The 14647-nt window shown below is 43.8% G+C and carries 14 protein-coding genes; 5 read left to right on the top strand and 9 right to left on the bottom strand.

The window, feature by feature from the left end; all coding sequences use genetic code 11:
* Positions 1-456: 456 nt before the first annotated feature.
* The 5 genes from LPKJCM_RS10385 to LPKJCM_RS10365 all read right to left on the bottom strand — a co-directional run bounded on the left by LPKJCM_RS10385 (position 457) and on the right by LPKJCM_RS10365 (position 4991).
* The gene (locus tag LPKJCM_RS10385; RefSeq protein WP_057961505.1) at positions 457-1221 is read right to left on the bottom strand and encodes a hypothetical protein; all 765 of its coding nucleotides are present in this window, start codon (positions 1219-1221) and stop codon (positions 457-459) included.
* A gap of 31 nt (positions 1222-1252) precedes the next feature.
* Positions 1253-1858: a hypothetical protein gene (locus LPKJCM_RS10380; RefSeq protein WP_057961504.1), complete on the bottom strand. Its 606-nt coding sequence runs from the start codon at positions 1856-1858 to the stop codon at positions 1253-1255.
* Between the two features lie 21 nt (positions 1859-1879).
* Positions 1880-2107 (bottom strand): hypothetical protein, encoded by a 228-nt coding sequence (locus tag LPKJCM_RS10375; protein ID WP_057961503.1) that lies wholly within the window; start codon positions 2105-2107, stop codon positions 1880-1882.
* Positions 2108-2553: 446 nt separating this feature from the next.
* Positions 2554-3618: a hypothetical protein gene (locus LPKJCM_RS10370; protein ID WP_057961502.1), complete on the bottom strand. Its 1065-nt coding sequence runs from the start codon at positions 3616-3618 to the stop codon at positions 2554-2556.
* A 257-nt stretch (positions 3619-3875) separates the two neighbouring features.
* Entirely contained in the window at positions 3876-4991 is a 1116-nt protein-coding gene (locus LPKJCM_RS10365) for a hypothetical protein (protein ID WP_094193571.1), read from the bottom strand.
* Between the two features lie 403 nt (positions 4992-5394).
* On the opposite strand from LPKJCM_RS10365, the gene LPKJCM_RS13955 reads away from it, so the two are divergent.
* From LPKJCM_RS13955 to LPKJCM_RS10355, 3 genes are read left to right on the top strand one after another with little or no spacing between them, the layout of a single operon-like run.
* Positions 5395-6492 carry a protease pro-enzyme activation domain-containing protein gene (locus LPKJCM_RS13955; RefSeq protein ID WP_338068358.1) on the top strand — a complete coding sequence of 366 codons (1098 nt, stop codon included), beginning with the start codon at positions 5395-5397 and terminating at the stop codon, positions 6490-6492.
* The gene (locus tag LPKJCM_RS13950) at positions 6492-7283 is read left to right on the top strand and encodes a S8/S53 family peptidase (protein WP_338068359.1); all 792 of its coding nucleotides are present in this window, start codon (positions 6492-6494) and stop codon (positions 7281-7283) included. Before LPKJCM_RS13955 ends, LPKJCM_RS13950 begins: the two co-directional genes overlap by 1 nt.
* A gap of 36 nt (positions 7284-7319) precedes the next feature.
* Entirely contained in the window at positions 7320-7964 is a 645-nt protein-coding gene (locus LPKJCM_RS10355; RefSeq protein ID WP_057961501.1) for a protease pro-enzyme activation domain-containing protein, read from the top strand.
* Here LPKJCM_RS10355 and LPKJCM_RS10350 read toward each other — a convergent pair.
* Both LPKJCM_RS10350 and LPKJCM_RS10345 read right to left on the bottom strand, forming a co-directional pair.
* Positions 7961-8503, bottom strand: a complete 543-nt coding sequence (locus LPKJCM_RS10350; RefSeq protein WP_057961500.1) for a hypothetical protein — start codon at positions 8501-8503, stop codon at positions 7961-7963. The two genes, LPKJCM_RS10355 and LPKJCM_RS10350, sit on opposite strands and share 4 nt — an antisense overlap.
* A 12-nt stretch (positions 8504-8515) precedes the next feature.
* Positions 8516-8998, bottom strand: coding sequence for a glutathione peroxidase (locus tag LPKJCM_RS10345; RefSeq protein ID WP_057961499.1), 483 nt, complete (start codon positions 8996-8998; stop codon positions 8516-8518).
* Between the two features lie 136 nt (positions 8999-9134).
* On the opposite strand from LPKJCM_RS10345, the gene LPKJCM_RS10340 reads away from it, so the two are divergent.
* A complete protein-coding gene (locus LPKJCM_RS10340; protein ID WP_165758601.1) occupies positions 9135-9947 on the top strand; it encodes an Abi family protein in 813 nt (270 codons plus the stop codon).
* Positions 9948-10517: 570 nt separating this feature from the next.
* Here LPKJCM_RS10340 and LPKJCM_RS10335 read toward each other — a convergent pair.
* Both LPKJCM_RS10335 and lplA read right to left on the bottom strand, forming a co-directional pair.
* Complete coding sequence (locus LPKJCM_RS10335) at positions 10518-12212, bottom strand: ABC transporter ATP-binding protein (protein WP_225364180.1); 1695 nt, start codon at positions 12210-12212, stop codon at positions 10518-10520.
* Positions 12213-12397: 185 nt separating this feature from the next.
* Positions 12398-13435 carry a lipoate--protein ligase gene (gene lplA / locus LPKJCM_RS10330; RefSeq protein WP_057961498.1) on the bottom strand — a complete coding sequence of 346 codons (1038 nt, stop codon included), beginning with the start codon at positions 13433-13435 and terminating at the stop codon, positions 12398-12400.
* Between the two features lie 227 nt (positions 13436-13662).
* Here lplA and LPKJCM_RS10325 point away from each other — a divergent pair, with 227 nt between their 5' ends.
* Positions 13663-14619, top strand: coding sequence for an ABC transporter permease (locus LPKJCM_RS10325; RefSeq protein WP_057961497.1), 957 nt, complete (start codon positions 13663-13665; stop codon positions 14617-14619).
* Positions 14620-14647 lie beyond the last annotated feature (28 nt).

Below are 14647 nucleotides of genomic sequence, written 5' to 3'. Positions count from 1 at the left end.
GTCCTCCTCTGGTGACGCCGTGTCATTAATCTATAAATCGAGTATAGCTCGTTGGTGACATCGTGTCAACAATTAAGCTTAAAAAATCTATTGTCAGTCATTATTCAATGACTGACAACAGATCAAATTGTGAACTACCATATGAATCTTTTTAGAAGAAGACATTTTTAATTATCCAAATAAGAACCACCATAACCAGGCAGAACGCGACACCTGTGAGCGTATCATAACCGCCACTCAGAGGATTGTTATTCAACAGCCAATCAAATATCTTTTCCTGATTGGGGTGCTGGTCAAAATATTTTTGGACTCTTTTATTGTAAGCTTCAAGTTTTTCGAAAACATACTTAGATAACTTTTGAAACATCGTTATTTAATTGATCCTGGCTGTATTGGCGTTGGAACAATAATGACTCCTTTCGTGTAAGTTCTACCTGTTATATAACCTTTATAGTGCTACACTTTTCCGTTCATGGGAAGCTTAACTGTCTTTGAGAAGCTCTTGGTTCCGGTAAACTTTCCCAAATTAATTGTGATAGCTTTACTTTTCCCATGTTTCTGAGTAAAAATAATGTGATAGCTCACCTTAACTGGCCCTTTATCCGTATCAATCATTACTCCATGTACTTTCACTTTTCCATTGCTTATTCTGTTAACATTGTATCCGCCTACTGCAGATGTCTTTACAACTTGTGGTTTCGCACCTGTCTGATTGGTGACCGACTCGGTTGTTATTGACGCTGACTTATTATTTCCCTTTTCTGAAGCGCTTGTTGAGGACACTGAACTTTTTGTATCCTGTTCAGAAGAATTGGTGTCAGGTGACTCTCCGGGCTTATTAACGGTAGACTGTCCTGACGCATCTTCTGAGCCATTTACTTGTGGTTCCATTCGACTATTATCAATAACTGTTTGTTGAGGATTACTTACAGTCGTAGCTGTAGTTCCTTCTGAGTTAGTGCTTACCGTAGTAGCCGTCCCGCTGGTGGAAACTGTACCTCCTCCATTATCGGTTCTTCCTCCAGGCCACGGTCCAGGATAGTTGTCGTTCCCGTTATTATTACCACCATTATTAGAATCATTATCACTATTAGCACTATTGCTGGCTGTTATATTATCCGAAGCATATGCGGAAGTTAAAAAGGCAGAATTTAAAGCGATGCCCATCAAAGTAACGAAAAGAAGTCCTAATCCCCAAAACACAATTTTTCTTTTTAACACAGTTTCATATCTCCCCAGATTTATTTATGAATTATAATAGATTGCGAATAGCTGTAATAACATTGGCAAGAGTACTTACGATTGCTGTTCCCTGACCAACAACATTTGAAACAGAACCCGTTAGGTAATACAAGAGTTGTCCTACATTGGATGCAGCAGCCGTCCCCGTATACCATGGCTGTAACCTTGTATTTGCCGATTGGGTGTCTTTATCGAGTTGTTGATTGAGCGAATCTGCTGATTGTTGGGAATTGTCAGAGTTAGTAGACGTAGCATTTCCTGTAGTATTCGTTGATGTTGAAGAACTACCCTGGCTGGTGGTTGAATTTTGGCTGGAAGTTAATGTATTGCCATTGTCAACTTGATCACTAGTGTTATCAGTTTTGGATTTATTATCAGCGTTTCCTTTATTTTCTCCGACTGAAGTAGTATCTTTCTTTGACGTAGTTGCTGGCTTCTTATTTGTCGCCTTGCTAGAATCCTTTGATGACTTTCCTTTCTTTTTAGTCAGAACATAAACGGTTTTTAATCCCTTTGTCCCTTTCTTTCCAACCTTTTTTTGAAGAATTGCCTGTACATCCTTCTTACTAGGAGCTTTAATACGTTTTAGCGTCTTATTCAGCTCTTTTTGACTCATAACCTTGGTTTTCTCATTGGTCTAAGCAGGCTTTTGTGGTGATAAGTTAGGTTTAGAGCTTTTGGCAGTCACCGCCTTGTTGTAAGTTGAACCGTCCTGTCTGCTATTCGTGACTCCTTCAGCACCGCTAATACGAACGCTTTCATTGTGTTGAGTACTGGCATCAGCCGACTGCGGAGAAAAAAGTAGCAATCCCCCAACAAGCAAAGCAACTCCGTAAAACCATAAATGTATTTTTCTTTCTTCCATTATGAATCCCCCTACATATAATTGGATCGCTTACGGACAATTACACATCGGTAAACCATCCATAATTAGGTTTACCACACGAAATTGGAGCCGTCAATACCACAAGCTCACTTTTTCACTAATACTTTCTTTCTGAAATTTATAACTCAATAATGATCGCTGAAATAAATCAGAAAAGTCATTATGATTCAAATGACTCCTAATTATACAAAAAGTGGCTACATTCAAGTAGCCACTTGGTTATTTATCCTAAAAATTAATTTCCGATAGAATGTTTGTTTCTTACAAAGCGAATTAGATGTCTATATATTTCTATCAGAGATTCTAATATACTTATTATACAATGGAGATTGTGATACTTAGCACATCTGTGGATATTAATATTTAAGAATATAAGATCCGCGTTTTGTTAATGCTAATTCACAAAATAAGCAGCTGACGCAAGCTCAGTAACTCTTTAGTGACCGCAATAATTCCGGATTCCGATTCGACAGCAACAGCGCGTGCCCGCTGCCGTCGAAAATCATACTCTCAAATTCGCGGTGGGAATTAAAGCGAGTGTACTTAATGTCACTTGGTCGCAAGGTGCCTCGGCCGTTGAGTTTCCGTGCCGGTAAGGTTTGAATTGAATCATCTGATACCAGATACAATCGACCATTGTGCGGATTGTAGCCCATGGCCTGCTGATGAGTCCCGGTCTGTTTTCGCAGCTGCTGCTTGGCGAGTCGAACATGAATCGAACGACTGCCAAGGCGACCCTTATAAATTTTAAAGTGACCGGATGAAATGCCCCACCAATAAGCGTTGCCAGCGTTATCGAAAGTAAGATCATGACCAGCCGGCACCATCGCACCATGATTGGTCATATGAAATTTGATTGCCTTATTTGGCTTCAGTGACGACATGCTGATTCGCTGAAGTGTTGACCAGGCAGTTGGCTTCATATCGGCTCGATCCCGCCACATCCAAATTGAATGCTGCTTCTTATTGTAAGCAAGCGATTGACCGTGACCCACGTTGAACATTGGTCCCACTTTCATCCCTGAGGTCTGCTTCGTTAATGAGTCCTGCGCCTTAGTTAAGCTCATGTGATCCAGCGTTCCGCGGTTGTATCGGACCACAAAGCCCTTCCCGTGAAACTGGTGAGGGGCATAAAGGACAAATAGATACTTGCCAGAAAAGGCTGCTGCTTGAGGATTGGTCACGTCACGACTGGACTTTCCCAAAGCCATATGCGTATTAGGCAGCAGATACTTAGTTTTGAGCGTCCAGTGTGTTCCATGGACACTCTTAATGGTTGTCCGCCCACTTGAATTAGGCGACCAGCCGTAATTGCTGCTGGCCTTTACAAATTGGATCTGAGGATTATTTAATAATCTCAGACTGGCACCGGAATACTGACTCAGTGCATTACTTCTCTGAACATAGGTTGCGGCATCAACCGTCCCCACAACTGACGTCCCCAACAAGATTGCTGCAGCAAAGCCTACCGTAAATCGACCAAATTTCATATGAACCCCTCCAACTAGTTGTATAACATAAGTGTACTGCTAATTTGGGGGAATGCCAGTTGAATTAGGATGTTTTTATGATGAAAACAAGATTAAGCGACTCTCTCGTACTTGTTATAAGCTGTTACTTAGCAGAATAGTGGTCAAACAAGCAGCTTCCGGCCATATAAGGACGTTATCCCAATATCCAAGCCCAGGATATCGGGATAACGTCCTTATATTCTGGAAGCTAACCGCTTGTTTGACCACACTGTCCTTTAGTATGCCATATCTGCCTGAAGCACCTCTGGGCAGTGATTAACCAATAAATTACCGCGAGAACTGCCATCATAAGCAATCCCTTCAAACTCACGCTTCGGGCCAAATTGGGTCCACTCGAAGCTGCGGTTGGTTAGATGCCCATGGCCCTTCAGCCGTTTAGCCGGGAAGCTGGCAATTGACGCGTCTGACAGCATCAACAATCGTTTCCTAACCGGGTTATACCCCATGCTCTGGATCCGAGTTCCCGGCAAATGCTTCAAGACTTGATGAGTCAGTCGAAAGTGCACGGAACGGTGGTGGATTTTGCCCTTGAAAACATAGGCACCCCAGCCCGGAAACGACCAGAAGTAGGCATTTTCCGAGCGGTCAAAGGTTAGATTGTGGCCGCCGGGTACCGACAGGCCATGGCTCCTTAACCTAAAACGAATGGCGTGATCAGGACGCAAGGTTGACGTCTTGATATGTTGAATATAGCCCCAATTATTCACTGGGACGCGGGGCGCCCGCTCTTTATCCCGCCACATGTAAAGGCCGTGGTCATGCCAGTTGTAGGCCAACGATTGCCCATGACCGGTGGTAAATAAGGGCCCTGCCTTGATATAGGAATGGATCTGTTTTTGAGTCTTTGTATACTTACCATGCCGTTTATGGTAAGCATCCCGCAACTCGGTTGGATGCAGCCGAATGCCCATCGCATCCAGCTTTCGAATGTTAAACCGCACAATTCGTCCGCGATTATGTAAGTCGGTCGGGCAATAAACAATATACATATAATGGCTGCCGGTCATGGCAATCGACTGGGGATTCCCCCAGTGTTGACCATTTTTGCCAGGGAACGGCAAGACGTAGCGCGTGTGGAAGCGGACCGTCTTCCCCCGTTTGGAGGCAATGACGTGTTCAGCATCGGTATTGGAAACGTGGTAGTACTTCTTGGGTACCTTAACGTAGTGAACTTTTTTGTTATTCAAGAAGCGTAGGCTACCCTTGTGAAGTGCGGACGAGCGCTGATGATAGACGTGAAATTTAGCCTGGGCAGTCACTGATCCCAGGGCGATGAAAGCGCCAATAGTCCAAAGCAAACTCAGACAGATGAGCTTTTTAACGAAATTCATACGATTCCCCCTCAGAAATGAATGAAAATTCAATATAAAATTAATAAGATACATAACTAATTCTAGCTTTCCACTTAACTAATGTAAACGAGAATAATGTTGATTTGGTAATAATTGTGCGTATTGTCCTCATACCGGCCGACTATCCCACCTGAAGCAGATTGGTGTTGTACTAAAACAATGCCAATATCTAGATGCGCGATATCAGACGTTAAACTTTTACTCCCATAGTGTCGCTCAACAGATGAATCACGGTCCGTTCGGCCTCTTACCGGGCTATTTTGATTGGGAAATAACTGATACTCGATCCTGCCCATCATTTTCACCCAAGCGACTTTAACATCAAATAGGCTAATGATTGTTATAATAAAGGCAACTTACGACAGAAATGAGGATGATTATATTGAGGGGAAATCAAATTATTCTGGCAACGGTCACAGGGTTGCTAGCTGGGAGTGTTGGCGCCGTGCTTCAAGTGGATACCGCTAAGGCTGCTTCACCGAAAACCGTCGTCAACGTTGCTTTTAAGCCAACAAACGAGACTGATTTAACCAACTACGTTTATAACACCGTCGATCCCACCAGCGGCGACTTTCACCACTACCTGACGCCAAGCGAATTTGCGGCCAAATTCGGCCAGTCCGCCAGTTATGTTCAAAGCTTTGAGGAGTATTTGAAGCCGTACCACGTTTCAGCTTACGTTTACCCCGGCAATTTGGCGATGAAGGTTGAGGGCTCTAAGACCAACTTGCGAAAAGCCTTTAAAGCGAAGTTTACCCAGCCGCACAAGAACCAAACACCGGTCACCAAGTATACCTTGCCTGGCAACCTCTCTGATAAAGTGGTCGCCGTGATTGGACTGTACACCGAAAAGCCGGCGAATAAGAAGTCCAAGGCAACTAAAAAGGCGACTGCTCATCAAAAGGCCGCTTTGATGACCCGCTATGACGCTGATGTCCCGAATAGCGACCAAAAACCGGACACCAGTCTGCCAAGTAACGCCTTTTCTGAAAAATTTGGCGCTGATAAGTTCACCAGTTCCTATAATTTAACGCCACTTCTTAATAAGGTGCTTCAAGGACAGGGCCAGCGAATTGGGATTATTTCAGGCAGTGATGTTAAGGATAGTGATCTGACAACCTATTGGAACCAAGTTGGCGTCGATACCAATTTGAACCAAATTCACCGAATATATACCGCCGATGACCAAGCTAACGTTGAAAAAGTCCTTAAGCTCGGATTAACGCCAACCCAAATTGAGTCCACCCTGGATGTTCAATCAGCCACAGCGGTCGCGCCAAAAGCGGACATCGATTTGTACATCGGCGAGTCAATCGACACAACTACCTCAACATCGGCACAGTACGGCGCCTTTATGCAGGCCATCGCCGATAACGTCGACAAGCAGCTCACCAGCAGTTTTTCTTCATCGATTGAAATGGCGGCCTACTGGAATGACCAAAGTGCCACCATGATCAATATAATGAAGCGTTTAACTTAATGCTCGAGCAGGCGGCTGCTCAAGGCATCACGGTCTTTCGAGCAAGTGGCGACAACGGTCCCTGGATCAAGTCGACTGCTAAGGAAAACCACATGGCATCCACTTCTCCTTATCAAGTCATGGTTGGCGGCACCACGCTTCCTTACCAAAAAATTATTGATAGCAAACTCATCACGGTGCCAAAAGAACGTGCCTGGGGCGATACTCACTCCGGCAAAGCATCGGACGGCGAATTTCCTGGCAGCGGTGGCGGCTTCTCGGCGCTTAACCCAACCCCACGGTACCAGCAGGGTGTCTCCGGCGTGAACACTTTCCGAGCCGAAAACTTCTTGAACTTTAAGAATGGAAAACATACGATCAATCCTCACCCGCACCTAATCTTTGGGACTGGCAATTCCCGCAACCTGCCTGACGTTTCTGGAAACGCCGATCCACAAACTGGTTACGCAACTTACGTCTCCGGCGATCGGGTTTCCGTCAAGGGCGAAAAGATTATCCGCAAACCAATGAAGATTTGGATGGTCAGCGGCGGAACCAGTTACACCTCCCCACAGATGGCCGCTGCCAACGCCGTTATCAATAGTGGCAGGCAGACGCCGGTTGGTTTCTGGAATCCACAAATTTACAAATTTGCTCAAGAATCCGATAGCCCGTTTACCGTCCTCGACGACGCCGATAACAATAACAATCTCTACTACACCGGCCAACCGGGCAAACTGTATAACCAGGCAACCGGTCTGGGAACCATTGACTTTGATCAATTGGCCGCCAAGTTTGCCAGCGAGGATTAACCGTGACGTCGGTTTCATTTTAAAAGGGTGATGAAAATGAAGAAGAAATCATTTGTTTTATTAGCATTGAGCTTTGTCTTAGCGCTTGGCGGAACCCTTGGAACAACCGCAGACGCCAAAAAAGCCAAGATGAAGTCAATTCCACTGGCCGATTCCCGTCAGGTGGTCACGGTTTCACTCAAGTCCACTGATGAAAATGCCCTGACTCAGTATGCGTATGGAACCGTTAATCCATCCTCTGCAGATTTTCACCAATATCTGAGCCCGACTCAGTTTGCGACAAAATTTGGTCAGCCTGACAGTTACGTGGCTGATTTCAAAACCTACATGGCAAAATATCATGTTAAGGCCAATCCTTTCCCTGGTAATTTGGCAATCAAGCTCACTGGAACCATCGGCAATCTGAATAAGGCATTTAAAGCCAGGCTCGCCAACAGCAGTCTCCAAAGCTCAACGAAATATAGACTCCCGGGTAAACTCTCTAACCAAGTCGTTGCGGTCGTCGGCCTCTATGCCATCGATCAGTCTAAGAAAACGACCAAAAAGCCGGCAGCTAAGCTCACCAGTCAGGCACAGGCAGCTTCAAATCCAACTCAAGCTGCCATAAAAAAGCCTAATACCGCACTTTCTCCAGCCAATTTTTCTGAAGAATATGGGGCAATGAAGTTCGCCAACACCTAGCCAACATTGGTGGTGCCGCGGTCAGTTGAGCTGACAAAAAGCGGTGAGTTGACGAACCCCACCACCTTAAATGTCTTGGTTTTTAGACCGGCAGTTGCCGGCAAACGGTAGCGGTCACCAATCTGATAACTTTTGGCTTTTTGATCCAGTACAATCTGATCAGCTTTTTGCGGCAAGTGACCAGAAACCAGCTTGAGTTGGTTTAATTTTGCAGATTTAACATACGAATAGACCTGGACCACTTGGTTGGGCGATTTCTTCACCGTCACCATATGGCTGGGTTCGGCAGTCTGCACCTGGGCATCAGCATGAATCAAGCTGAGATCCCGATTGCTCAATCCCAACGTTGACGTCAGCGTCAGATCACCAAGATTTTGATGAGCAAAGTATTGATCAGCAGAATTGTCCAAATCAGGTCCGGTCGCTCGAATTCCAACGTAAAGCAGCGATCCCAATAAAATAATCAGGACAATCGAAATGAACTTGCCCCATGAGTAAGTGATTTCTCGGATAGTGGCTTTGAAATAGGTCGTATTCAACTTACCACCTTCTTACAAAACATTTTTCTGATTGAGGGCGGTATAAATAGCCTCTTCCATGGATTCGGGCTTGGTAATTGGTGCGAATCGATGGATCAGGGTTCCATCCTTACCAACTAAGAATTTGGTGTAGTTCCACTTAATTTTGCCGTGACCAGATTCTTCTTTAAGATGGGCGAACAGCGGATCCTCGTCATCCCCATTAACAGCAACTCGCTTGGTCATCGGGAAAGTGACGCCATAATGAATGCGGCAATAATCATCCGCCTCTTGATCGGTGCCCAATTCCTGGTGAAATTGATTGGAAGGCAGCCCCAAAACCACCAGGCCCTCATCCTTATACTTCTTGTATAATTTTTCCAGGCCTTCCAATTGAGGAGCTAAGCCGCATTTACTGGCAGTATTTACAATTAAAACAACCTTACCCTGATAGTCACTCAAATTAATGGGTTTACCGCTCATTTCAGTTTCTTGATAATCATAAATTGTCTTCATTAAATGTCACCCGTTTTCTGTATTTATGATCAGTGTAAACTAAAATGTCCGAAAACAAAACGCCTAAATATTTAAGCGCAATCCATCGTATGTAAATAGCATGAGAACCCGGTTCGATCGCCTAACAAGTAAGGAGGTGAATTCAATAAAACCAAAGTACACATATCCACAGATGATTGAACATATGAAGGACAAGGGGATCAAGTTCGAATTGGTATCCGAAGAAGAAGCAATCCAGATGCTTGCAACTAAAAATTATTATTTCAAATTAACGTCCTACCGAAAGAATTTTCATAAGGTTGGAGGCCAATATGAGCATCTTGACTTTGCATATTTGACCGACTTGGCATCGATTGATATGCAGCTTCGAGGATACTTGCTTAGAATCTCATTGGATATTGAACATGGAATTAAAACACGGATAATTGATCTCATAACCAAGGATCCACGTGAAGACGGCTATTCAGTCGTGAAGGACTTTAGTAAGTTTAATCAACGAGGATATGACCAAACCATGAAGTACTTGAGACGAAATGACTATTTACATGATATGTATATAAAGCACCGGAATCACCCTTCAATTTGGATGTTTCTTGAAGTCGCAACATTTGGGGTGCTTTCAAGGTTTGTTGACTTTTATTATGAACGTTCTAGGAATAAAGATGTTAAGGTTGCGCATACCTTGTTGAAGTATGCAAAACACATTCGAAATGCATCAGCACATAATAATGCCATCATGGTTAATCTGTTTACTATTAAAGAACAAGTAAAGCATCGAAACACAATGGTCGTTATGTATGCAACTAGGATGGGAATTGATGCTTCTATATTAACTGATATGAAAGTAAACGACCTCGTTAGCTTGTACTCCTTGCATAGACGGTTTTCAAGTATAAGGGCACAAGCATTGACCAAAAAAGAAGGAAAAAAAATTACTACACAGAGCTAAGAAACACGCAAATTACTATATTCATGAGCCGGTGCTGGTTACTTTTTATCAACTGCTTTACAGATTAATTAACAGTCAGTAAATGTTTGACAAGAGGTTCAAAACTTTATATATTATTAACAAGGAAAGGACGGTTCGACCGTTCGCTAAAGCTCTAGCTCGTCTATTGCTTTTGTTACGTAGTCACGAAAAACCCGAGTCAGTCTCAGAACTGAAGCGGGGTTTTCTTTTTTTGAGAAGCAAAAAACATTTATCATCCCAAAAATCGATTGATTGACAATTCGACCATTTTCAGATATTGTTAAAACCATGAAAGGACGGTTCGACCGTTCGCCAAAGCTCTAGCTCGTCTATTGCTTTCGTTATTGGAGTGAGAAAACCCCGACTCAGCATTTGTGCTGGGCCGGGGTTTTCTTTTGTTTTGATATTTTTTTGAAGTAACAAGTAGATGATTTAGATAAAGAGAGCAGGGCCGAACCCAAAAGTTTAAACAAAGTCCGCTTAGGAACCGCCTCTACCAGGTTGAACCAAAAGCACGTTTGTTAGCTTCTTCTGTGCTCCCTTCGGCCTTTAAAATACGCTCCGACGGGCCAGAGGCCAACTTCTGTGGGCGATGACTAAGGATGTTCGCTGCTCCATCAAATTTTCCAACGCGTGCTGAATGGTCTTTTCCGACTCATTATCCAGCGAGGCGGTGGCTTCATCTAGGACAACAATTTGGGCGTCTTTCAGCAGCGCTCTGGCAATGGCAATCCGTTGCTTTTGCCCACCGGATAGGCGAATTCCCCGCTCACCAACTTGGGTCTTCATTTGATCAGGTAACCCCTTAATGAAAGTATCAATATCGGCCAGCTTGGCAACCTCCCAAAGCTGATCAGTCGTTTCTCCTGGTGTGCCATAACGGATATTATCGGCAATCGTGCCGTCGATGATGAAGATATCCTGTGACACAATCGCGATGTTTTGTCGCAGAGACTTGAGCTTAATATGCTTGATGGGGATACCATCAAATAAAATGTTACCGCTGTTGACATCGTACAGACGATCAAGCAAATCAGTGATCGTTGATTTGCCCGCACCTGAGTGGCCAACCAAGGCAGTCTGTTTGCCAAATGGAATATCAAAGGTGACGTCTTGAATCGCCGCCTTGTGCGGGGATTGCGGTTCATCAGATGCGTAGGAGAAAGTCACGTGCTCGAATTGTACGCCCGACTTAATCTGTGGAAATGCCACGGCATCGTTCTGGTCAACAATTGCCGGTTTCAAGCCCATAATGCTGACAATTCGCCCATAAGAAACCAGTGACTGCTGGAATTGGTTAAGCAATCTTGAAAAAGCGCTGATTGGGCTTTGCAAGATCCCCACGTAGCTGAGATAGGCAACCAATTGCCCAATGGTTAACTGATTTTTGAATACGAACAACGTCCCTAAGAATAGGACAATCGCCGTTCCCAAATACTCAATGAAGGTCACCAGCGGCGAAAAGATGGCCTGGTTGCGAGTGGCTTCAATAATGTTGTTTTTGTTCATGTTGGCCAATTTATCAAACCGGCTGGATTCCAGATCCTCAGTCGTGTAACTCTTAATCAACTGAATTTGGGTCAAGGTGTTCTGCAGCTGATTGGTCATCAAGGCTTGAGACTGACGGGCCTTTTGATACGAATTTCGAATCCGTGTTCTGAAAATTCGGACCACAAGAAAAATCAGTGGAAATGTCAAACTGACGACTAGTGCCATTTCCCAGTTAACAAAGAAAATGAACCCTAACACCCCGACAAACGTGAACAAACTGCCAATCAGGGACAGCATGTTCGGTGAAATCAGGTTTTGCAAGTTGTTAATATCTGATGTCAATCGCACCATCAAATCACCCGTTTTACTGGATTCAAAGAAATGCGTATCTAACCTGATCAAATATTGATACAGCTGGTTTCGCAAGTTGGTGATGGCCCCTTGACTCATGACCCCCATGTAATAGGTAGAAACGTAGGTGAAAATGCCGGAAATTGTGACTGTCAGCAATAGCAGTCCAACAACCACAGCCAGTTGTGCCGTACTTTTATTCGGAATAACGTGGTCAATGATGTATTGGTTGAATTGTGGCAGTAAGAAATCCATCAAGGATAGAATTGTCAAAACGACGACGTTGACAATCAAAATCCACGGCCGTTTAAGAACGGTGCCGAAAACGAATTTGAACATCCCCATCATGTTCACACCGCTCTGTTCCCCGCTGTTTTTGTGCTGATTTGGTGCTTGATTCATGTGTTCACCCCCGGTAACTTGTCGCATTACTTATAACGCCATATTATTCCACGAATGGTCAGTGTAGGTCAACGGATTAGCTCAGCTGGTCGCATAACGATAACCAGCAGTCTAGATTGCACAACGATGGAATGCAAAAAGAGTTCTAGCTCATATGCTAGAACCCCAAAACAAACCAATCATATCTAATCAATCCGAGTCTTCTCCAGCAGCAAGTCCGCCAGCTCATCAGCTGAAACATCGCCCAGGTTGGCCTTAATGTCCACTTGGTTCAAAGAAGCAACCAAGGCATCTTTACTAAGCTCAACGCCCTTCAATGCTTTTTCAATCAGAGAAATATCGCCACCGGTAATAAAATCACCGTAAATTTTGATGTCAGAAATCAGATTTCCGCTCAGTGAATAATTGAAGCTAACCGTGCCAATGTCATAATGCTTTGAAACGTAGTAATCAAAACCGGGGTTCTTCCCATAATTCCACTCATCGGTATCGTACTTCCCCTTCAACCGCTCATCAATAATTGACCAATCGTGATCGTTCAAATGGTAGGTTTCAATATCATCGAGTGACTTGGCATTAAACAATCTCAGCAGCAGCGCTTTCTTGAAGCCCTCGATATCCAACCCCTGGAATTCCGGCTTCAAGAATGGCTTAACGTTAGTGACTCGACTTTCAACCGACTTAACACCTTTTGATTCCAATTTATCCTTTTCAGGCGTCAAAACCTCGGTGGCGACATCCATATCCAGATCAAACATCAACGTCCCACCAGCCGCATAGGACTTGCCAACCTTGAACATCGTCATCCCGGAGAATTTCTGATTACCAATCACCATGTCGTTTCTGCCGCGCATCTCGGCATCAGTTGCCCCCATGTCATGCAGGGCATCGATGATGGGTTGGGCAAAGTAGTTGAAATCGCCAAAGTGTTCGTCATCATTGATGACAATGTTTTCAAAGATAATGTTGCCGTAATCGTGATACACGGCGCCGCCACCAGAAGTCCGGCGAACCAGCTTAATGCCCTTTTGCTTCAAATAGGGCATGTTAACTTCCGCGTAGGCATTTTGATTAACCCCAATAATCACGGCCGGTTGGTTGACGTACATGATCAAACCGTGGCCGGGAAGTTTTAAATCATTCACTAAATAATTATCCAAAGATTGGTTCACAATCGGATCGTAGACAGGTTTGCCATTTCGAGACGTATCAATAAAGAACATACAAGATCCCTCTTTCATATTTACTAGTTCTGGAACCGTTACCATCATGATAGAACGAAAGTTGGTGAATGTATATGCCGTTGGTGAATTAATGAATCTTTTGTGAATTTTGTGTGAAATAAGTCTGAACATTTCTGAATTACGATTGTTTTCAACCCTCAAAATCGCTATGCTGGAGACATTGTTTACTAAAATGATTATTCAGCGAAAGGAATTGACAGACACAATTGAGAAAGCTCAAAGCCCTAAGCAAAAAAGAATTGGACCAACAGCTCCACGCCGATGCGATCTACTTAGTGTTGTTTATCCTGACAATCCTCTGCTTCTCCATCTCCTGGGCTCAATATACCGCTTATAAAAATGATTCAAGCAATTTGATTCAAATTCAACAGCGTGATAAACGGGATGGTGCCAATGTTGATCAGATACTAGCAGGTGGCTCGTCGACCTTTAATAGCAGTGAGGGAGCCCCAATTGTCAAGAAACTAAAGGATGCTGGTGAAAAGGTCAAACAAGATCTGATCGAGATGGCTCCTCGAAACAACTTCGATCACATTCTCGGATCATCAATGTTCATCATCTTTCCGATTACCATGGTAATCTATACGATCAGTTATGCTTATCGCGAGCTCAAAAATAATCAACTCAAAATTAAAGCCCGCATGAACGGCATTCAAAGTGTCATCCTTTCAAAAATGATTAGTTTGGGAGTAATTACTTTCTTGAGTCTGCTCTTTATCTGTCTATCATCGCTTATCTTCCAGTTGGGGTTCAATAATTTTATCCATATTCCAAATAAACTGGCGTTGACCCGCTACTTGGCAGATGGTCAGTCCTACTTGTCTCAAGCACCCGTGCAGTTTTTGTCAGTGTTTGGCTTGTCACTAATCGCCGTTATTGTCAGTTATTACCTAACCTTACTACTCAAGCGGCGATGGCTGGTGGGTATTCTGATGTTTGGCTACTTTTTCGGTGTTCCAGTCTTGGGGCCTTTTGATTTCAAACAAAATGCATTGCGACTATATTCAACCTTATTCCATCAAAGTGGGACGTTTACGCCGGTTCAGATTAACGGTAACTTTACGATAATCGGGTTCGTCGGGTGTTGTCTGATTACCGGCTTGATTGCCAGCGCAATTGACTATATTGTGACCCGGAATCATTATTTGACTCATCCATTGTAATGTTCAATGATTTTAAAAGTGTTAATCT

This window comes from Lentilactobacillus parakefiri, from assembly GCF_002157585.1.
GTDB classification, from domain to species: Bacteria; Bacillota; Bacilli; order Lactobacillales; family Lactobacillaceae; genus Lentilactobacillus; species Lentilactobacillus parakefiri.
Note: the sequence above shows the minus strand (reverse complement) of the source record. Positions and strands in the feature narration are given on the sequence as shown.